The organism is Chitinibacter sp. FCG-7 (assembly GCF_040047665.1).
Taxonomy (GTDB): Bacteria; Pseudomonadota; Gammaproteobacteria; order Burkholderiales; family Chitinibacteraceae; genus Chitinibacter; species Chitinibacter mangrovi.
Genome location: NZ_CP157355.1, coordinates 505,416 through 524,994 on the forward strand (window position 1 = coordinate 505,416; position 19,579 = coordinate 524,994).

19 protein-coding genes are annotated in these 19,579 nt (G+C 49.3%); 14 read left to right on the forward strand and 5 right to left on the reverse strand.

The window, feature by feature from the left end; translation table 11 throughout:
* Positions 1 to 54: 54 nt before the first annotated feature.
* Positions 55 to 891, reverse strand: coding sequence for a PhzF family phenazine biosynthesis protein (locus ABHF33_RS02340; protein WP_348945457.1), 837 nt, complete (start codon positions 889 to 891; stop codon positions 55 to 57).
* A 106-nt stretch (positions 892 to 997) separates the two neighbouring features.
* On the opposite strand from ABHF33_RS02340, the gene ppc reads away from it, so the two are divergent.
* From ppc to ABHF33_RS02375, 7 genes are all read left to right on the forward strand, one after another.
* Complete coding sequence (ppc, locus tag ABHF33_RS02345) at positions 998 to 3,754, forward strand: phosphoenolpyruvate carboxylase (protein WP_348945458.1); 2,757 nt, start codon at positions 998 to 1,000, stop codon at positions 3,752 to 3,754.
* A 59-nt stretch (positions 3,755 to 3,813) separates the two neighbouring features.
* A complete protein-coding gene (locus ABHF33_RS02350; protein ID WP_348945459.1) occupies positions 3,814 to 4,290 on the forward strand; it encodes a hypothetical protein in 477 nt (158 codons plus the stop codon).
* A gap of 142 nt (positions 4,291 to 4,432) precedes the next feature.
* Entirely contained in the window at positions 4,433 to 5,452 is a 1,020-nt protein-coding gene (murB, locus tag ABHF33_RS02355) for a UDP-N-acetylmuramate dehydrogenase (RefSeq protein ID WP_348945460.1), read from the forward strand.
* A 120-nt stretch (positions 5,453 to 5,572) separates the two neighbouring features.
* Complete coding sequence (locus ABHF33_RS02360; protein WP_348945461.1) at positions 5,573 to 6,385, forward strand: flagellin; 813 nt, start codon at positions 5,573 to 5,575, stop codon at positions 6,383 to 6,385.
* A gap of 162 nt (positions 6,386 to 6,547) precedes the next feature.
* Entirely contained in the window at positions 6,548 to 7,084 is a 537-nt protein-coding gene (locus tag ABHF33_RS02365) for a chorismate--pyruvate lyase family protein (RefSeq protein ID WP_348945462.1), read from the forward strand.
* On the forward strand, positions 7,081 to 7,944 hold the full coding sequence (gene ubiA / locus ABHF33_RS02370) for a 4-hydroxybenzoate octaprenyltransferase (RefSeq protein ID WP_348945463.1): 864 nt from the start codon (positions 7,081 to 7,083) through the stop codon (positions 7,942 to 7,944). Before ABHF33_RS02365 ends, ubiA begins: the two co-directional genes overlap by 4 nt.
* Before the next feature lies 1 nt (position 7,945).
* The gene (locus tag ABHF33_RS02375; RefSeq protein WP_348945464.1) at positions 7,946 to 8,788 is read left to right on the forward strand and encodes a hypothetical protein; all 843 of its coding nucleotides are present in this window, start codon (positions 7,946 to 7,948) and stop codon (positions 8,786 to 8,788) included.
* 56 nt (positions 8,789 to 8,844) lie between these two features.
* Here the strand turns inward: ABHF33_RS02375 and ABHF33_RS02380 are convergent, their stop codons facing one another.
* The 3 genes from ABHF33_RS02380 to ABHF33_RS02390 form a co-directional block, all read right to left on the reverse strand.
* Entirely contained in the window at positions 8,845 to 10,587 is a 1,743-nt protein-coding gene (locus ABHF33_RS02380; RefSeq protein WP_348945465.1) for an ATP-binding SpoIIE family protein phosphatase, read from the reverse strand.
* A 12-nt stretch (positions 10,588 to 10,599) separates the two neighbouring features.
* Positions 10,600 to 10,905 carry an STAS domain-containing protein gene (locus tag ABHF33_RS02385; RefSeq protein ID WP_157669997.1) on the reverse strand — a complete coding sequence of 102 codons (306 nt, stop codon included), beginning with the start codon at positions 10,903 to 10,905 and terminating at the stop codon, positions 10,600 to 10,602.
* Between the two features lie 80 nt (positions 10,906 to 10,985).
* A complete protein-coding gene (locus tag ABHF33_RS02390) occupies positions 10,986 to 12,209 on the reverse strand; it encodes a sensor histidine kinase (protein ID WP_348945466.1) in 1,224 nt (407 codons plus the stop codon).
* 165 nt (positions 12,210 to 12,374) lie between these two features.
* On the opposite strand from ABHF33_RS02390, the gene ABHF33_RS02395 reads away from it, so the two are divergent.
* The 7 genes from ABHF33_RS02395 to ABHF33_RS02425 all read left to right on the forward strand — a co-directional run bounded on the left by ABHF33_RS02395 (position 12,375) and on the right by ABHF33_RS02425 (position 19,197).
* The gene (locus ABHF33_RS02395; RefSeq protein WP_348945467.1) at positions 12,375 to 13,337 is read left to right on the forward strand and encodes a chemotaxis protein; all 963 of its coding nucleotides are present in this window, start codon (positions 12,375 to 12,377) and stop codon (positions 13,335 to 13,337) included.
* A 26-nt stretch (positions 13,338 to 13,363) separates the two neighbouring features.
* Positions 13,364 to 14,305: a chemotaxis protein gene (locus tag ABHF33_RS02400; RefSeq protein WP_348945468.1), complete on the forward strand. Its 942-nt coding sequence runs from the start codon at positions 13,364 to 13,366 to the stop codon at positions 14,303 to 14,305.
* Positions 14,306 to 14,365: 60 nt separating this feature from the next.
* On the forward strand, positions 14,366 to 14,755 hold the full coding sequence (gene cheY / locus ABHF33_RS02405) for a chemotaxis response regulator CheY (protein WP_157669993.1): 390 nt from the start codon (positions 14,366 to 14,368) through the stop codon (positions 14,753 to 14,755).
* 49 nt (positions 14,756 to 14,804) lie between these two features.
* Positions 14,805 to 15,569 carry a protein phosphatase CheZ gene (gene cheZ / locus ABHF33_RS02410; protein WP_348945469.1) on the forward strand — a complete coding sequence of 255 codons (765 nt, stop codon included), beginning with the start codon at positions 14,805 to 14,807 and terminating at the stop codon, positions 15,567 to 15,569.
* A gap of 21 nt (positions 15,570 to 15,590) precedes the next feature.
* Entirely contained in the window at positions 15,591 to 17,507 is a 1,917-nt protein-coding gene (locus tag ABHF33_RS02415; RefSeq protein ID WP_348945470.1) for a chemotaxis protein CheA, read from the forward strand.
* A gap of 79 nt (positions 17,508 to 17,586) precedes the next feature.
* Positions 17,587 to 18,807, forward strand: coding sequence for an EAL and HDOD domain-containing protein (locus tag ABHF33_RS02420; protein ID WP_348945471.1), 1,221 nt, complete (start codon positions 17,587 to 17,589; stop codon positions 18,805 to 18,807).
* 66 nt (positions 18,808 to 18,873) lie between these two features.
* Complete coding sequence (locus ABHF33_RS02425) at positions 18,874 to 19,197, forward strand: hypothetical protein (RefSeq protein WP_348945472.1); 324 nt, start codon at positions 18,874 to 18,876, stop codon at positions 19,195 to 19,197.
* Between the two features lie 28 nt (positions 19,198 to 19,225).
* Here ABHF33_RS02425 and ABHF33_RS02430 read toward each other — a convergent pair whose 3' ends face one another.
* Positions 19,226 to 19,552 carry a hypothetical protein gene (locus ABHF33_RS02430; protein WP_348945473.1) on the reverse strand — a complete coding sequence of 109 codons (327 nt, stop codon included), beginning with the start codon at positions 19,550 to 19,552 and terminating at the stop codon, positions 19,226 to 19,228.
* Positions 19,553 to 19,579: the final 27 nt, after the last annotated feature.

The window sequence follows — 19,579 nt, forward strand, 5'->3', positions numbered from 1 at the left end:
GCTGTAGTCAAACATAATAATTTTGCAACAATACAACCAAACATTAGGATTGTCTTATGCTTTTAGTTCACCAGATCCCAAAAGCAGCACTTTCCCCCGCATATGTAAATCAAGCTTAGTATCAATTTGTAAAAAAATAAGGGACAAGCGACTAATTAATTTTTCAATTGTATGACCTTGCTCGATCTTGACGTTAAATGGCAAACGACCACCATTCGCGAGATAAGCGCTGGCCAGATTGAGTGCTGCACTGCCATCGCCAAAATTTTCATAAATGCTGAAATGATCTGCCGTAAAACTTCGCATCAACACAATGTCTCCATCACGGTGCCAAATCACGGCTTGCGCGATTTGTTTTGGGGTATCGGCATATTCAGCCAGTAGTGCAGAATGCGGGCGGGCTTGAAGTACGGTCTGCCTAGATCGAACCTGAACCATTAATTGCTCTGAACCGGCATCGACAAATTGCACCGGGGCTAGAATCTCATGGCTTTCAATTCCCAGCGCATAAGCAATCTCAACCTGTCCACGGGAGGCCGGGCGGGTTCTCCCAGCCGTAGACTGCAAAGTGACACCATCGGCATCGACGAATAAGCTATAGCTGCCTGTTGCGCAGCTAAGTTGGGGCTGATTGCTGTCATCTAGTTCTCTGCAAACCAAGGCTGCTCCCAAGAGACCCTTAGCCGAAAATGGCAATTGAAACTGCGGATGAAAAAAACGCACCTCACCCGAAGTACGATTCAGAAAGGCCACCTCGCCACACATTTGGTAAGCCATCATTTGCAGTACCTGCTCATCAGGCCAGGCCACTACATCAAAAACGACCAAAGGGTCACCTGCACTCGCTTTCTCGGCAAAAACACTAGTCAAATAAAATGGATACGCGGCCATGAAGATTTCCGTCGAAAGTTTCTGCTTGAATCAGCGGCAGAGATCATGAGTTTTTGATAGAATGCTCAAAATTTTTTTGTCTTGAATTTGCCGAAATTGGATTGCCATGTCTGTGATCGAACCTATTGCTGAAAAGGATCTACCGCTCAAGCGTGATTTGGATCTGCTCGCCGCCTTGTTGTCTGACACTATTCGCGAACAGGCCGGTTCGGCCACCGCAGAGCAAATCGAATCGATTCGTGAGCTTGCTGTTCGCTACGTTCAGGCACATGACCCTGACGCTGGCAAAGCGCTAGCGCGTTCATTGTCCACTCTGGACATGCCCACCACGATGGCCTTGGTCAGAGCGTTCAGTTATTTCTCGCACTTGTCCAATATAGCAGAGGATTTGCACCATAATCGCCGCCGCCGTGCCCACAAAATTGCGGGTTCAAAAGCGCAGCGTGGCAGCATTTCAGCCGTACTGGAAACATTGACTGATCGTAACGTCAAACCATCCGAAATTCTGTCCATGCTGGCCGACACGCTGATTGCGCCGGTTATGACTGCGCACCCGACCGAAGTCAAACGCAAGACTATTCTGGAATGCCACCGCGCCTTGGCTGACTTGCTCACTCAGCGTGACCGCAGCCAGATGACGCCAGAAGAAATCGCCGCCAACAGGGAAGCGATGGAACGCGTGATGCTGACTTTGTGGCAAACCCGTGAAGTTCGTACCGTCAAATTGACTGTACAAGACGAAATCGAAAACGGTGCCACCTACTTCCGCAACACCTTCCTGCACGAAATTCCACGTCTGTATCAGGATATGGAAGATCGTTTGTCAGAAATGACCGGTGAGCAGGTCAACCTGCCCAACTTCATTCAAGTCGGCAGCTGGATTGGTGGTGATCGCGACGGTAACCCATTTGTCACCGCTGACGTGATGCGTTATGCCGTATCACGCCAGGCAGGTGTAGCACTTGATTACTACTACCAACAATGTCTGAAGCTCGAAAGCGAGCTATCGATGTCAACACGGCTGGTGCAGGTTGATCAGGATTTGTCGGCTCTGGCCGCAACAGCAACTGATGACGTGGCACGCAAAACCGAAGAGCCTTATCGCCTGGCGGTGACCGCGATTGCATCGCGTATCTTTGCTACTGCGATTCAAATCGGCACCTTCCACCATCAGTTGCATGATGTCGCTCACGCACAGCCTTACGAAAATGCCGATCAGCTTGGAGCCGATCTGGCCATTATTGCCCGTTCCTTGAAAGCCCATGGCGCAAGCAAACTGGCAGGCGGTCGTCTACGTCGCCTGCAACGAGCCGTATCGGTTTTTGGCTTCTTCCTAGCTCCAATCGATATGCGCCAGTTTGCTGGCTTGCATGAAAAGATGATCAGCGAACTCTTCAACCGCGCAGGTCTGGAAGAGTATATGGCGCTGGATGAAAACAGCCGCCGCGTGGTTTTGCTGCGCGAGTTGGCGAGCCCGCGTCCGCTGATTTGCCCACATGACGTTTCATACAGCCCGGATGTACAACAAGAGTTGGATATCCTGAAAGCGGCGGCAGAAATTCAGGCACGTTATGGCGAAGCCGTTTTGCCTAACTATATTATTTCCAATTGTGCGTCAGTGTCCGACATGCTGGAAGTTGCCGTCCTACTGAACGACGTTGGTCTGGTTTCGCTGGCCCCCACCGTACGCAGCAAGGTCAACATCATTCCGCTGTTTGAAACCACGGGTGACTTGCGCGCCAGCGGCGAAATCATGACGGCGCTGTTTGCGATTCCACAATGGCGTCAATTGCTGTCGTGCCGTGGCGATGTGCAGGAAGTAATGCTCGGCTATTCGGATTCGAATAAAGACGGTGGCTACCTCACTTCCAACTGGGAATTGTATAAAGCCGAATTGACGCTGGTTGATGTCTTCAATCAGGCGGGCATCAAACTACGTCTGTTCCACGGCCGTGGCGGCACGGTAGGCCGTGGCGGTGGCCCAGCTTACGATGCGATTCTGGCGCAACCAATTGGCTCGGTAAATGGCCAGATTCGGATTACCGAACAAGGCGAAGTGATCACAGCCAAGTATGCTGATCGTGAAGTGGGTCGTCGCAATCTGGAGATTCTGGTCGCTGCCACGCTGGACGCCAGCTTCCCGCTGCCATACGACGTTGACCCGACTGCACGCCGCGCTTTGATGGAGCGTCTATCAAACGCCGCCTATCGCTTCTACCGCGATCTGGTTTACGCAACGCCTGATTTCATTACCTACTTCCTTGAAGCCACACCGATTAAGGAAATTCCGAATCTGAATATCGGCTCGCGTCCGTCTGCACGTAAAAACACCAGCAGTATTTCCGATTTGCGCGCGATTCCTTGGGTCTTCTCATGGTCGCAATGTCGCTTGATGCTGCCAGGCTGGTACGGTTTTGGTGCTGCGATCAGCGAATATCTCGCCGAAGCGGGTGATGAAGGCCTGCAAACGCTGAATCATCTGTACAAAACTTGGCCATTCTTCCAGACTACCATCTCGAATATGGAAATGGTTTTGGCCAAGTCAGATATCGCGATTGCCGCTCGCTACTCGGAACTGGTGCAGGATCAGGACGTTGCTAAGCGTATCTTTGGTCGCATCAAGGATGAATGGCAGCGCTCGGTCGATGCTGTACTGGCCATTACCGGCCACGAAGAGTTGCTGGGCGATAACCCGATGCTGGCACGTAGCCTGGACAACCGTCTGCCTTACCTTGACCCGCTCAACCACCTGCAGGTTGAGTTACTCAAGCGCATCCGCGCTGGCGATGATAGTGAAGAATTGCGCCACGCCGTTCACCTCACCATCAATGGTGTGGCCGCCGGTTTGCGTAACAGCGGCTAATCGCCCATCATTAGGCCACTATCTATCAACGCATAGTGCCAGTGAGTAAGGAGCCACCCATGAGTCGATTGAAATCCACGATTTTATTCGGCCTTGCGGTGGCTTTTTTTATACTCAACGCTCACGCAGCCGTTCCCAGCCACTTTGGCGACAAAGTTGAAAACGCCCTAGCCTGCCGCAGCGAATGGTCGACCGATTATTGGCGCAGCTATTTCCGCCAATATTTGCAGCAACCCATCCGGACCTGGGGTGAAGCCGAATGGTTCGATGCCCAGAAAGCCGATCTGGCAGGCAATCAAACCGAAGAAGTGTTTGTGAACGTACCCGAGTCAGGTGCCCTCATGGTCGGCGCGCTGATTAAAAAACCACTGGCAGACGTCAAGAAAAACATTGAATCACGTATGGGGTTTGCCTTTGTGCAATTGGCGGGCCCCTATCCGCGGTGGCTATCCAAATTTGGCAGCGTCTTGGTCGAAGTGGGGCCACAAGAAACCAAATGGTACTGTGCCCGCTGGCACTTGGGCAATCGCCCTTAAAAATCAACAGGGGTATGGCCATCAAATTCAATATTAATAAAACCCACAATACAATACCCCTATCACGTATTTCCTCTTCAAAGTCGGCACCAGCTAGAGGATAATATGCAACTGCCTATCATCATCCACTCACCCGTCGCCAATGCCACAGATCCAGACCCATCACCCGCTCACCCAGCTCAACACCTTTGGTTTGCAAGCACACGCCGAGCACTTTGTGGCCATTACCACCATTGACCAGCTGCAGGCTTGCATTGCCGACGCTCAACTGCGAGCCTTGCCGTGGTATATTCTGGGTGGCGGATCAAATCTGGTCTTGCCTGAGCTGGTTCACGGGCTGGTGTTAAAAATGGATTTGCGCGGCAAAACCCTGCAGGCCGAAGATGATGCCGCTTGGTACGTTGCCGCGCAAGCGGGTGAAAACTGGCATGAATTTGTCCAGTGGACGCTGGCGCAAGGCTGGGGTGGGTTGGAGAATCTGTCGCTCATCCCCGGCACGGTGGGCGCATCGCCAGTGCAGAACATTGGCGCTTACGGCGTTGAGATCAAGGATTATTTTCACCAGCTGACCGCGATTCATTTGCACAGTGGCGAAATCCGCCAGTTTGACCACGCAGATTGCCACTTTGCGTATCGCGATAGTATCTTCAAGCAGGCTGGCGGCAAGGATTGGTGCATTCTGGAAGTGGCTTTCCGCCTACCCAAAGCGCATCAAACCAAAACCAGCTATGGCGATATTGAAAACGAGCTAGCCACGCTTGGCCTCGCAGCCACCCTGCAGAATGTCGCGCAGGCGGTGATCAATGTGCGCCAGCGCAAATTGCCCGACCCAGCCCAAATCGGCAATGCGGGCAGTTACTTCAAAAACCCGATAATTACACTCGAACAAGCACAAGCACTCAAGGTGCAATATCCAGATCTGGTGATGTATACCATCGACGCCCAGCGCAGCAAGCTTGCGGCCGGCTGGCTGATTGAACAAGCGGGCTGGAAAGGTCGTCAACTCGGCCCGGTGGGTATGTTTTTCAAGCAGGCGCTGGTGATGGTCAATCATGGCGGAGCCCGCCAGCGTGATGTGAAACTGCTGGAGCAGAAAGTCCAACAGGCCGTACTCGAACAATTTGGCGTCGCCATTGAATCCGAGCCCATTTACTGGAATTAAGGTCACTGGAACTAAGGCCGACACCGTGCATCAAACCGTCAGTCACCATGATTCGCTAAACAGCTGAAATCATTGTAATTTGATCACTGAACGCATTGAATATTCCGCCAGCGGAGGTGCATGATGGTCATCAATTCAAGCAACAATCTCAACACGCTGTCAGCGCAGCGCAACAACGCGACGCAGACAGCGCAAACCATCACCAGCCTCTCATCTGGCCAGCGCATTAATCGCGCGGCTGACGATGCGGCGGGCGCGGCGATTATCGAACGCTTTGCCGCACAAATCATCGGCAATAGTCAGGGCATTCGCAATCTGAACGATGCCGTTTCGCTCGCGCAAACCGCCGAAGGTGCCATTTCGTCAATTTCCGACAATACCCAACGGATTCGCGAACTGGCCGTTGCTGCGGGCAATAGCACCCTGTCAGCCAGTGACCGGCAAGCACTCCAAGCCGAAGCCGATCAACTCAGTCAGAGCAACACCGACATCGTCCGGAATACCGAATTTAACGGTCAGGCCATTTTGCAAGGTGGCGGTTTTTCATTTCAGGCCGGCGCTAACAGCAATCAGCAGCTCAACCTGAATACGAGCAATCTGGGCGGCAACAATGGCTTGAGCAGTACAGGACAAATCAATCTGTCGAGCACTAGCGCGGCCAATGCCAACCTTGATGCACTTGATCAGGATTTACAGCGTATCAGCGCAGAACGCAGCAATCTGGGTGCTTTTCAATCCGGGCTGGAGAACAGCATCAGCAATTTGCGCAATACTGTAGAAAACCAGTCTGCATCGCGCAGCCGGATTGCCGACACTGATTTTGCCGCGCAAAGCGCGCAGCTGGTCCAAAACTCAATCCGTGGCCAAGCCGAGCTGGCCATGCAGGCGCAAGCCAATGCGTCTGGCAAACAGGTCTTGAGCTTGCTGCGATAACCATAGGGTATCTCCGTGTAAGCCTTATTTTATAGTGCTTTGATGGATATACCTACCAACACCCTAGATCAGCCCTTTCGGCATTTTATTGCGGTCATTACCAAGCAGAAGCGTCCAGCCTCTTGTGGCATAATCAAGCCCTTGCTCACTGATTTGCCTCGTATGCATGACTTTGCATTTTGGCGCAGCACGCTAGCGCGCGCCCCCCGCCATTTACGCCCCTGGTTGAGCGAACGCGGCTCACTCACACGCCGCCTGATCAGCCACTTTCCGGATTTTTCACTGCGTGTGCTGCGCCAGGGTTTATATCCGGCGCATCAGGACGAAGGCCGGTTTTTCTCATCACCGGCACAATCGCTCGCCACGCGCGAGGTACTTTTGTGCTCAGCAGATCAGGCGCTGGTTTTCGCCCATAGCATCACCAGCCCAGACAGCCTGCGCCGCGGCTTTCATTTACTGGGCCGTACGGGCAGCAAGCCGCTGGGTGCACTGCTATTTGCCGATCCGACCATACGACGCTCGCGCTTGGCTTTTTGCCAAATTGACCGCCGTCATCCGCTATGGCAAAAAGCCGTGGCTGCTGCCGGGCCGCAAGCTGCCATACTGTGGGCGCGCCGCTCGTTTTTTTATTCGGGCCAGGATCAGTTGCTGGTCACCGAAGTATTTTTAGCGCCATTCAATCGCAAGCCAACGCCATGACCTACAAGCAACGACTCTCCGCTTATTACCGCCTGGCTCGGATGGATAAACCCATCGGCACTTTATTACTACTCTGGCCGACGCTGTGGGGATTATGGCTGGCTGCTCGGGGTGTGCCAGATTGGCAACTGGTCCTGATTTTTTGCCTAGGTACATTTCTGATGCGCTCGGCAGGGTGTGTGATCAACGACTGGGCTGATCGGAATTTCGATGGCCACGTTGAGCGCACCAAACTGCGCCCGCTGGCCTCTGGTGAGATCAGATCACGCGAAGCACTTTACCTAGCTGCTGCGTTGGCCATTACCGCGCTATTGATCGCACTACCACTCAACGCCCTGACGCTGCTACTGACTCTGCCAGCAGCCTTTCTTGCTGCCTCCTACCCCTTCACCAAGCGTTTCCTGGCCATCCCCCAGGCCTATCTTGGGATTGCCTTTAGTTTTGGTATTCCGATGGCTTTTGCGGCACAAACCGGCACAGTGCCACTGATCGCGTGGGTACTTATGCTAGCCAATCTGCTCTGGACCATTGCTTACGATACCGAGTACGCCATTGTTGATAAGCCCGATGATTTGAAAATCGGGATTAAAACATCGGCCATTACTTTTGGCAGACACGATGTGCTGGCGGTCATGCTATGCCATACCGGATTTCTGCTATTGATGGGCTGGATCGGGATCGAGTCGGGAATGGGTTATGCTTACTATCTTGGGCTGGGTGCTTGCGCCCTGCTGGTGACGTCACAATATTCGCAAATTCGTCATCGGGACAGAGCCGCTTGCTTTGCCGCCTTTCTCAGCAACAACCGGATCGGTGCACTGCTATTTCTAGCCATTCTGTGCGATTTCTGGCTACGTTAAGATGTGCCCCAAAGCATTCAGCCTTGGCGAACAGAAGCAGATTATCCAGCAGATCTCCGATCTGGAGTCCGGCCATGCACGCCAGTGGTATTGGCTGGAAATCGCTCAGGCACTACCAGCAGCCGAAAAAACCCGCCGCACAAAAGCTATGGGTATATGTCTGAAGCTCTTTGGCATCAAGCTACTCAGCCCGATACTCCTTAAGCTTGATATCCGTGGCCTCTTGCTTTATCAGGCCAGCGCCAGATACATCACTGATTTCTTCCGGCAAAAAAGCAACGATGCCCTGCTGTTTACCGGCTGTATGCTGGCTCTTTTGCTTGGATTTCAACGCCTGCCGGCCAGCTTGCAATTTGCCACTTGGTGCCTGAGCCTAGGCGGCGCAGGCTGGCAAATCATCCGGGTATACCGACAAGCCAAACCCAGATCAGCCGATGAACAGATCGACCCGTTACCCGGCGCAGAATCAAGCTTGGGACTACCCAGCATTTTGCTGGCAGCCGGTGTAGCCAGCGGCCCAAGCCTTGCTTTGGTAAAAGGGATAAAACACGATCCAGAGACATTTATCGGCCCCTTACTGCAAGCCCTGCCCAGTCTGGCGCCCGAGCACGAAGCCAGCCTGCCGCATCAATGCATGCTGGCCAGCACATCTTGGCTGCTACTGGGAGTGAGCAATAGCTATTTGCTGGGCTTAGGGAATAATTATTGGGGGACCGCTGCGACTTTTCTGTGGCTGGCGCTGCTGGCAATTGGCTTGCATAGAAAACAACGGGCGGCTTGGATATTGTTGATCACGGCATGGGCAGGCTGCTTCGCTTTGGCCAGCCTGGCGCATTATTTGTGATGATTTGTGTTTGTGATGATTTGTGCAGAAGCGGCGATCACGCAGCCCAAGCTGCGTCAGTGCGTTGCTGGGTTGGCGGCGGGTAAATAATAAACTTCGACCTCATTACCCAGACCATTAAACTGGACTTTTAGCGACAGCGCACGAACAAGGGAAATACCCCGCCCAAAAGCCGTCGACGGATGCACTGTATGACTTGCCGAAGTTTGAGAAGCATTCGACCAGTCAAAGCCCTCACCACTGTCTTTGACGCGGATTTTCAAGACCTCAGCGTCTTTGTATTTGAGCCCCATTAGGTCAATCTCAATTCGGCCTTCCTGCAAATTGGCCAGACGCTCCGCCCGTTGCGCCAGATATTCTTCCATGCCGTCGGGCTGTGTCTTGATGGCGGAGTCAAGCAGCAACAGGCCGTGATCAAGCGCGTTCACAAACAGCTCGGTCAAAATCAGAAATACATCAGATTGAACATGAGCCAGTGATTTGATTTCTTTCACAAAAGACATCATGAATGGAATGGTATTCACGTAGCGCAGCTCGTGCGCACTCAGAATCAGGCTATAGCGCCAGCTGCATTCGGCCAACAGATTGAAATCTGCCGAGATTTCATCGAACCGGGCTTCAACAGCCTGCACTTCAAGTTCGGTTTTGGCTGCCTGCACATCCATGCCAAAGCGCGCAACGACCAAAGAAACATCGTCGTGATGCTGCTCGCCATCCAGAAACTGCAAAAACTCGGTTTGTGCCCGCGCCAGCATCTGACGATCATCAGATTGTGACAAGGAGCCTAGCAAGGCCGGCAAACCAAACTCTAGCTTATCTGCATTACGTGCTTCGATCAGTCCATCAGAATAGGCAACAATATAACCGGGTTGCTTGTAATAAATGCGTTCGGGAACCAGATCCAGAGAATGGGAAGGCACGATTCCAAGTGGCAAATTGCTGGAGCTGCACACACGCACAACTTGGCGCTGCTGATCCAAAATCTGGATTGGCGGCATACCTGCATTCCAGATTTCCACTGTACCGCCTACTTCATCAATTGAAATCAGCGATACACAGACAAAACGGCCAATCGGCAGCACCTGCCGGATTTTTGCATTCATTTCAAACAGGATATCCGTAATGGAATACCCCTTCTCGGTCATACTGTAAAATGGCTGAGTCAGCGGCAGGACATTCAAGGCCGCTGTCAGACCATGACCGATCCCGTCGGCCAGCAGAATATGCAATGCCTGTCCGGGAGTACGGGCTGCAGCAATCAAATCGCCCGACAAACTTTCTGCTGGCGAGAGCCAATAGTCAAATTGCGGATCAGCTAGGCGTTCCGAATTGACCATTTGATCCATCAAGTGACGGACAACGCGCTTCTCTTCCTCGGCACGTTCGTAATAATCGGCAAGGGTTTGTGATTGCTCACGAACTTTACGGTTCAGGTCCAAAGTCCGGCCAAAGGCCTTTAACTTTGCCTCAAGAACGCGGAAATTGACTGGTTTGTTGATGTAGTCGTCTGCGCCACGCTCAATGGCATCGGCCAGCGCATTTTCTTCGCCAACGCCCGTGACAAAGACAATCGGCACCCAGGTTGCACCAGCTTCCGCTTTGATCTGAACGGATGCCTCAGGCCCAGACATGACGGGCATCATGACATCCATAAGGACCAAGTCTGGCTGCTCTTGGCGCCAGACATTGATTGCTTCCTGACCGTTTCGGGCGATAAGTGCCTGATGACCCAGAGCTTCAACGAATCGCGAAATCAATAACAAGATTGCTTCGGTATCGTCGACCACCAAGATCTTCATAACAGCCCTGTCTTAACGAATCGTGAAGATTTTACCAAAGCAAGCAATCTCCAAAACTTGCTTGACGGTATCGCGGCAATTAACCAAAGCCAAGGTCTTACTGGCTGCCGCAATTTTTTCTTTCAATAAAAGTAGCATGCCCAAAGCGGAGCTATCTAGGTAGTTCACGTTCTGGAAATCAACCAGAACTTCTTTAATATCTGCGTTGGCAATAATGGATTCACATACCTGACGAAACTCACGATGAGCACTGAAATCAAATTGCCCCGACAAGATTACTCGGCCGACACTGCCTTCAATTTGTACCGTAGGAGTCATTCTCACACCAACCTTTTACTGAGCTATATTTAAAATTTGACAGGGGTCAAAAAGCACCACCGAGTCTGGAAAAAACAAACCTAACTTTGTGCTAACACCTTAGTTGTGTCGGCCACCCGAGGCAAGCAAATCTTGAAAACACTACCTAAATTTGGAGTTGATGTAACAGATATTTCACCGCCATAACTCGAAATCAAATTCCTTACAATAGCCAAGCCCAAGCCAGTCCCACCTTTCCGCGTCGTAAAGAATGGCTCAAACAAGCGACTTAAAACAGCTTCGGGGATGCCGGTTCCATGATCCTGCACCACGATTTCAACAGCACTATCACTTTGCTCTATAGAGCAGATGACTTCTTGTCCTGACATGGAGGCCTGGCACGCATTTTCCAGCAAATTACCAATCGCACCGCTTAGCTCTTTAAAATTAGCCAAGACAAAACACCCCGAGGCCTGATTATTTAGAACAATACTCAAGCCTGCAGGCTCAAAGACCGATCTCACTTCTGAAATCGCATCCAGAGCGACATCGGAGATATCAACCGCCGTTACTTCATGCGGCTTACCGCGAACAAATAGGAGCATATTCTGAACCAGAGCTTCCAATCGTTGCAAACGATCAATAGCTTTTGCCGAAAAACGTATTCTATCGCTATCTTGCAATTGTTCACGCTGCAAATGACCAACATATAATAATGCCGCAGCCAAGGGCGTACGCAATTGATGTGCCAAACCTGCGGCCATTTCCCCCATAGCGACCAAACGACTATTTCGCTGCAAGGTTTCACGCATTTCTACGGAAGCGGTCACATCATGCAAGAGCACGACAGAAACCGACTCCTCTTCGATACGCACCTGCTCGATTGAAAAATAAGCTTGGACACCTTGGTTTTGAAATCGCCAAATACCAGACTCAGCCACCTCTGAAAAAAACTGCGTAAAGAATGCCATCCAGTTCAAGCCAATGATTGATTGACTGAGCAAGTCGTGAGCACGCTGATTACAGCGCACAGCAACACCCGACTCCGCTACTTCAACAACCCCCGCAGGCAATCGATCAAGTAACAAAGTGAGCCGTCGAGACAACACTGCCTTCTCTTCATACTGTTTTTTCAGATTGCCATTTGCTACGGCCAATTGCCCAGTGAGAGTTGCAACGTCCTGCTGCAAATCTGCATAAGCATTTGATAATTGATGAGAAGCTTCGGTAAAAAGCGTAAATGCCTCTTCCAGCTCTTTGGAGTTGAGTTGAGATTCTTTGATTGACACGAAAAAAGCGTCCTTGTTGCTTTGCCGTTTTTGCATTATAAATGCCTTAATCGGCGCAGCTGTAATTCATTTCAACGGGCATCATACAGCCCCCAAAAGCGGATCAACCAGTGTAGCCATCAAGTTGATGATGCTAAATAAATATGAAATTTTGTCGATATATCACAACGTCCCTCAACTGCCGCCAAATGGAGCAACCTCGTGTCAGACCTTCTCAAAAACATTGATGCCCGCACCAAGCTAGCAGGCACAAATAAGCTAGAGATTCTGCTGTTTACATTAGGCTTGGATCAGCGTTCAGGTCGACGTGAAACCTTCGGAATCAATGTCTTCAAAGTGCGTGAGGTCATGCGAACACCTGAAATTACACAGGCACCCGATATGCCCTCCTCGGTTGAAGGCATGGTTAGCCTGCGTGGATCACTGGTTCCAGTAATTGATCTCGCACGCTACGCAGGCATTCAGACAGAAAGCCGTCCAGAAATCATGATCGTTTCAGAGTATAACGGCCATACACAAGGATTCCTTGTTGAAGCTGTTGATACCATTTTGCGATTAGACTGGTCAGTGATGCGCGTTCCACCTGACATGTTGACCATGCAGATGGGGGGCTTGGTCACTGCAGTCACCGAGCTTGACAATGGCAAACTGGTTATGATGTTGGATGTTGAAAAAGTATTGGCAGAAACCACGCAGCACAGTAATCGGGTTGATACGTCAACCGTGGTACAAAACCAAAAAGTAGTCAATAAAACTGTTTTCTTCGCAGACGACTCTCTTGTTGCGCGAAGCCAAATCGAGCAAACCTTGGACGCAATGAATATTCGCCATTTGCATGCCATCAATGGAAAACGGGCATGGGAAGAACTGCTGCTGATTGCACAGTCAGCAGAAATTCAGGGGCTTATGGTCAAAGACATGGTTCAACTCGTTTTGACTGACGTAGAAATGCCGGAAATGGATGGCTACATGCTCACAAAACAAATCAAAAGCGACCCGCGTTTTGTTGGCATCCCAGTATTGATGCATTCTTCACTCTCTGGTTTGTCTAACCAAAAACTAGGACAGTCTGTTGGTGTTGATGGATATGTAGCGAAATTTGAGCCTCATAAACTATCACAAAGTATTGCCAATTTCTTGTTACGCAACGAATCAACAAACTAGTTCTCATCAGATTTGGAGCATTTGCTATGAGCAAGCCAGAACAAACCAATTTGCTAGATACTGTTGATGCACGAACCAAGTTGGCAGGCTCCAATAAAATGGAGATATTGTTATTCACACTTGGCACAAGAGAAATATTTGGGATTAATGTATTTAAAGTTCGCGAAGTATCTCAAACACCCAAAATAACAAAAACACCAAACATGCCTCATGGCGTAGAGGGTGTTCTTTCATTGCGCGGCAATATTATTCCTGTAATCGCGTTATCGCGTTTTGTGTCTACACAAGAAGCACCCAAGGGCGATACGACTGGCACCATGATTGTCACGGAGTTCTCCAAGCATACGCAAGCGTTCCTTGTGCATGACGTAGACCGAATTATCCGTGTTGACTGGGATAAGGTACGCGCACCAGAAACGATGCTTGCGGGTAATCAAGCCTTGATTACAGCAATTACAGAACTGCCTGATGGTAAATTGGTATCAATTCTGGACGTAGAACAGATTCTCTCCACCGTCATTGGCGAGCCAGTGGTACCAGACCTGCCAAAACCGCATATTAGTTCTGATACATTCATGTTCTTCGTGGATGACTCATTAGTTGCCAGAAAAGAAATTGTCAGTGTTCTGGATAAAATCGGCGTCAAATATCATCAAGCAAATAACGGCAAGGAAGCATGGGACAAGTTACAAAACTTGGCCAATCGTGCGGTACATGACGGCGAATATTTAAAAGACAAACTGAAATTGATTTTGGTCGATGCAGAGATGCCCGAAATGGATGGGTACGTCCTGACCAAACACATCAAGTCAGACCACCGCTTTCAAGGCATTCCCGTTGTAATGCACTCATCACTATCATCTAATGCAAACAGGGCGATGGGTGCCAGTGTCGGTGTAGATGCATACGTGGCAAAATTTGATCCTTTCATCCTAGCAGATACGTTAGCGCCTTTACTGGCTAGCTAAACTTTGCGATAGATTCACATATTTAATGCGCAGCTATTTTGCGCGCAAATGGAGTAAGTTATGGCAGATCAGAACATGCGTTTTCTCGTGGTGGATGATTTTTCTACCATGCGTCGCATTGTCCGAAATCTTCTAAAGGAACTCGGATTTACTAATGTTGATGAGGCTGAAGATGGCCAAGTAGCATTACACAAACTAAAAAATGGCCAGTTTGAATTCGTAGTCACCGACTGGAATATGCCCAATATGACAGGTATTGAGTTACTCAAAGCAATACGTGCCGATGCACAGCTCAAACACCTTCCAGTATTGATGGTGACTGCTGAAGCGAAAAAGGAAAACATTATTGAAGCCGCCACAGCAGGAGCAAGTGGTTATGTCGTCAAACCATTCACTGCCGCCACGCTGGATGAAAAACTGAAAAAAATATTCGCTAATATTGGCAAATAAATTTAATCAAAAAATAAAATTTAGACATATTTAATCGCAGGAGAAGACTGTGAGTGATCCAGCAATGCAAGGCGGTGATTCCGTAGATCTTGAGGCACTATTTGACAGCATTGTTCAGGCAAATCAAACCGATAGCACCGATGCTCCTCCTGTGCCCCCTGCACAAACTGTGCAACAAGAGCCACAAACAGCCTCTACCGAAATGGTTGAACCTGCCAAGTCGATGTTCTCACATATCGGGCATTTAACACGAAAATTGCACGATACCCTGCGCGAACTTGGCTTGGATAAATCACTTGAATCTGCTGCTAGTTCAATTCCAGACGCCAGGGATCGGCTTTCTTACGTTGCAACAATGACTGAGCAAGCTGCAGAACGCACACTAAATGCACTGGATGTAGCAAAGCCCTTGCAAGACAATATCACAGCCCAATCACAGCTATTGGCAAAAGAATGGGATCGCTTCTATGCGAAACAATTATCGGTTGACGAATTTAAGCAACTTGTAGAAAAAACGCGTCAACATTTAACAGATACGGTTTCCCAATCCGAGCAGGTGAGTAATCAGATGCTTGAGATCATGATGGCTCAGGATTTCCAAGATTTAACCGGCCAAGTGATCAAGAAAGTGTTGGCAATGGCCAAAGAAATGGAGGCTCATCTGTTGGACTTCTTGCTGATGTTTAGTCCGAATGCAGGAAAGGTGGAAGATACAGGATTGCTCAATGGCCCAGTAGTAAAAGCCGAAGGGCGCACCGATGTAGTAACCAACCAAGAACAAGTTGATGACTTATTAGAAAGCCTCGGCTTCTAAGCGCTCGGCCAGGAGAAGATCATGAGTGATTTCGCAGGCATGGAAGATCTGCTGCAAGACTTTTTAACCGAGTCATCTGAGTTACTCTCGGAAGTAGATAACAAGTTGGTCGAACTGGAAAAACGGCCTGACGACAAAGCACTACTTAATGATATTTTCCGCGGTTTTCACACAATCAAAGGTGGGGCGGGATTTTTAAATGTAGATGCGATGGTCAGCCTGTGCCATAGAACGGAGAACCTGTTCGATAAACTTCGTAATGGCGAATTAGTGCTTAATCCAGAAATTATGGATGAGATTCTTGCGGCCACTGGGGTTGTTCGAGAAATGTTTGGCTCGATGGCTCAATCGCGTCTACCCTCGCCAGTTGATCCGGCATTATTAGCGGCCTTGGACGCAGTACTGGAAGGTAGAACTGTAGCAAGTGCTGTCACACAACACGAACCGGTCAAACCTGCGATTGAAGCTGTTACAACAGTAGTTCAAACACAAGAAGCATCAGGCCATGACTGGCCACTTTTATATAACTCTTTACTTAATGAAGTAAATACAGCAGAAGAGTCGACACCTATTGAAGCAATACCCAACTACATAGAGCCAGTGCAAACTTCCGCCCAGAATCAATCAATATTAGATCCAATGTTGGCACTCAAACCAGCTGCACCATCTGGTGCAGCATTGCCGCAGAGAGCACAACAAGCCAGCAGTCAACAATTAGCGACACAAGAAACGACTATTCGTATTGATACGGTCCGGCTTGATCAGGTATTAAATTTGTCGGGAGAGATTGGCTTAACCAAAAATCGCTTGACGACATTAAGAACCGACATCATGTCGGGAAAAATGGACAGCGTCACACTGAAAGCACTTGATGAGGCCATTGGCCAACTAGACCTGTTGGTGGGGGACTTGCAAAACGCAGTAATGAAAACGCGTATGCAGCCTATCGGCCGCCTGTTTCAAAAGTATCCTCGTCTTGCTCGTGATCTTGCACGACAAATGGGCAAAGATGTTGAGTTGATCATTTCCGGTGAGGAAACTGAGCTTGACAAAACCATGCTTGAGGACCTGAACGATCCTCTCGTCCACTTGGTTAGAAACGCCGTAGATCACGGAGTAGAAACAACAGAAGAGCGCATTGCATCTGGAAAGCCCGCTAAAGCAGTTGTAGAACTCAGCGCAACCCAAGTCGGTGATCATATCCGGATTGAAATTACAGATGACGGCCGCGGTATGCGCCCTGATGTCATCCGCAGAAAAGCCTTGGAAAAGGGCTTGATTGATATTGAGACGGCAAATAGTCTCGACGACAAGCAATCATTGCAGTTAATTTTCTTACCCGGCTTTTCAACCAAGGATCAAATATCAAGCGTTTCCGGACGCGGTGTTGGCATGGATGTGGTAAAGACCAATATCCAAAAACTGAATGGCCGTGTCGATATTCAGTCGGTTGTGGGTGATGGATCAAGATTCACTATTTCACTTCCGCTAACTCTTGCCATTTTGCCGGTTCTGGTTGTCAAAGTATGTGATCAACCATTTGCAGTACCTCTGGCGATGGTGCGCGAAATCATTACCATACGCCAAGAGCAAGTACAGGAAGTCTCAGGCCGGGCAACGATTGTTGTACGCGATGAGATTCTCTCCGTGCGCTCTTTGGCCAATCTGATTGGCTGGCAAGAAGTTCAAGTTCCCCAGTTTGGTGTCTTGATGCAATCGGCCGAGCATTCGTTTATTCTGGCTGTTGATAGCTTTATTGGCCGGGATGATGTGGTAATCAAACCACTACAACATATTCGTCCAAAAGGAATTGCTGGTGCCACTCTGTCAGGTGATGGCTCTATCGTTCTGGTACTGGATATGGAAGATTTGCTGGCATCTGCAAATGCAGATCACTCTGCAATTAAAACTTCAAGATTTGCACAAGAACTACTTTGATCAAAGTTATTTAGTCTGAGTTTTAAAGCAAAAGCTACCTGTAAAACCAACAAGGATTACGCCATTAAGGCATCATGATATGACGCAAGAACATGCATTTATTGGACGGCAGCCCATTCTTAACCGACAACAGCAAATTATTGGCTATGAATTACTTTTCAGGCTTAATAAAGATGCGGTGAGCGCCGATTTTTCCAGCGACATGCAAGCAGGCACCAATGTGTTGGTCAATACCATTTCAAATATGGGAACTGACTGGCTTGTAGGGGACAAAATTGCGTTCATCAACGTAGCCGAATCAATGCTGGAAAGTAATTTCCTCGAGCTGTTGCAGCCACAGCGTGTAGTACTTGAGATTGTTGAGACAACTCAAAGCTCACCTGAATTATTAAATCGGCTATCCGATTTGCGATCACAAGGCTTTGGGGTTGCTCTGGATGACTTCATCCTCACGCCTCAGACCGCATCTATGATCGAGTTTGCTAATTATGTGAAGCTTGATATTCAGCAACTTGGCATGGCGCAAGTCCCTACCATTTCCAAAGAACTGCGCAAGCATCCACTACTGCAGGTGGCAGAAAAGGTAGAAACCAAGGAAGAATTTAGACAATGCCTAGACATTGGTATGGATTGCTTCCAAGGCTATTATTTCGCCCATCCAGTCACGTTGTCAGCCAAGGTTATCAATCCTGGGTACGCCAATATCCTTAATTTGCTTAATATGCTGCGCAATAATGCAGAAATTCGCGATATTGAAAATGCACTAAAGCGTGATGTAGCACTGTCATTCAAATTGCTGCGCTATATCAATTCTGCAGGCTTTGGCCTCTCCTGTGAAATTCAATCATTCCGCCACGCTGTCACCATATTGGGGTACCAGAAACTGTATCGCTGGTTGACACTACTATTGGTAACCGCAGGTGCTGAAACAGGTTCGCCACCTGCATTATTAAAAACAGCGGTGACCCGAGGCCGATTGGTTGAATTATTAGGCGCTCATTTATTGGATGGGCAAGACAAAGATAATCTGTTTATCGTTGGGATGTTTTCATTGCTCGACGTTTTGCTTGATATGCAGATGGATACCATCCTAGAAACTTTGATCCTGCCGGAAACAGTGAGCGATGCCTTACTCACCAGAACAGGTATTTATGGCCCCTTCCTTGAGCTCGCAGAGGCTTGTGAAGACGCAGAAATGGCAGAAGTTCCTCGCCTGTGCGAACAACTGCAAATCACACCTGAAATGCTTAATCGCGCTCATGTGCAAGCATTAAACTGGGTTGAAGAACTGGGCGTATAACACTCACAAACAGGATGGCAGTCTAGTACTGATGTACTGACTGCCAAGCTGTTACAAGGAATTAGCATGGTATTCGTCGAGCGTGATGCAAACGGTGAAATTGTCGCCATCTATCGCTCACCGCAGAATAACGCTCACGAAGAGTTGGCGCTTCATGATCCACAAATAGTTGCATTTCTGGGAGCGAGCAACAGCGACTTCAATCATTCGGATACGGCATTAATTCGGGTCATCGAAGATATTGTTGACGTCATGATTGAGAAAAACCTTCTTCGCCTTACCGACCTACCCATTGCCGCGCAGGAAAAGCTGTTATCGCGCAAAACCTTGCGTCAGCGCCTGAGCAACAGCCTTGATTTGCTGGTCGACAGCGATCAAGGCTTGCTCTGAATAGGCAGATTAAATAATCTACTATTTCTTATTTTGCATCCCGCTGCATAAACTGATAGCGATCTTTCACTAGCTGTTCGGCAATATCCTGCTCGGAAATCGTTAGTCCAATACTACTAGCGCGGCTAATCATATCTTGCCGACACTTCACTTGAACTTCTTCTGGTGCTTGGTGTTCACCAAACATCAATTTGCCGCAGTCGGCAAGAATTTGGCTAAATTGCTCGGGATTGGCATTAAGCAGCGCATTCTGATAGCGCGGATCGGACGACTGCGCCTCTACTGCAGATGAACCTCCGCCTTGATTTTCTGCCTTATCACCACACGCAGACAAACCCAAAAGCAAACTTGCCACTAACAAACACCGCATCAAGTGCATGAC

Bases quoted from the DNA above. Each gene is read 5' to 3' on its own strand.
- ABHF33_RS02340 (WP_348945457.1), bottom strand. From the start codon at position 891: ATGGCCGCGTATCCATTTTATTTGACTAGTGTTTTTGCCGAGAAAGCG.
- ppc (WP_348945458.1), top strand. From the start codon at position 998: ATGTCTGTGATCGAACCTATTGCTGAAAAGGATCTACCGCTCAAGCGT.
- ABHF33_RS02350 (WP_348945459.1), top strand. From the start codon at position 3,814: ATGAGTCGATTGAAATCCACGATTTTATTCGGCCTTGCGGTGGCTTTT.
- murB (WP_348945460.1), top strand. From the start codon at position 4,433: ATGCCACAGATCCAGACCCATCACCCGCTCACCCAGCTCAACACCTTT.
- ABHF33_RS02360 (WP_348945461.1), top strand. From the start codon at position 5,573: ATGATGGTCATCAATTCAAGCAACAATCTCAACACGCTGTCAGCGCAG.
- ABHF33_RS02365 (WP_348945462.1), top strand. From the start codon at position 6,548: ATGCATGACTTTGCATTTTGGCGCAGCACGCTAGCGCGCGCCCCCCGC.
- ubiA (WP_348945463.1), top strand. From the start codon at position 7,081: ATGACCTACAAGCAACGACTCTCCGCTTATTACCGCCTGGCTCGGATG.
- ABHF33_RS02375 (WP_348945464.1), top strand. From the start codon at position 7,946: ATGTGCCCCAAAGCATTCAGCCTTGGCGAACAGAAGCAGATTATCCAG.
- ABHF33_RS02380 (WP_348945465.1), bottom strand. From the start codon at position 10,587: ATGAAGATCTTGGTGGTCGACGATACCGAAGCAATCTTGTTATTGATT.
- ABHF33_RS02385 (WP_157669997.1), bottom strand. From the start codon at position 10,905: ATGACTCCTACGGTACAAATTGAAGGCAGTGTCGGCCGAGTAATCTTG.
- ABHF33_RS02390 (WP_348945466.1), bottom strand. From the start codon at position 12,209: ATGCAAAAACGGCAAAGCAACAAGGACGCTTTTTTCGTGTCAATCAAA.
- ABHF33_RS02400 (WP_348945468.1), top strand. From the start codon at position 13,364: ATGAGCAAGCCAGAACAAACCAATTTGCTAGATACTGTTGATGCACGA.
- cheY (WP_157669993.1), top strand. From the start codon at position 14,366: ATGGCAGATCAGAACATGCGTTTTCTCGTGGTGGATGATTTTTCTACC.
- ABHF33_RS02415 (WP_348945470.1), top strand. From the start codon at position 15,591: ATGAGTGATTTCGCAGGCATGGAAGATCTGCTGCAAGACTTTTTAACC.
- ABHF33_RS02420 (WP_348945471.1), top strand. From the start codon at position 17,587: ATGACGCAAGAACATGCATTTATTGGACGGCAGCCCATTCTTAACCGA.
- ABHF33_RS02425 (WP_348945472.1), top strand. From the start codon at position 18,874: ATGGTATTCGTCGAGCGTGATGCAAACGGTGAAATTGTCGCCATCTAT.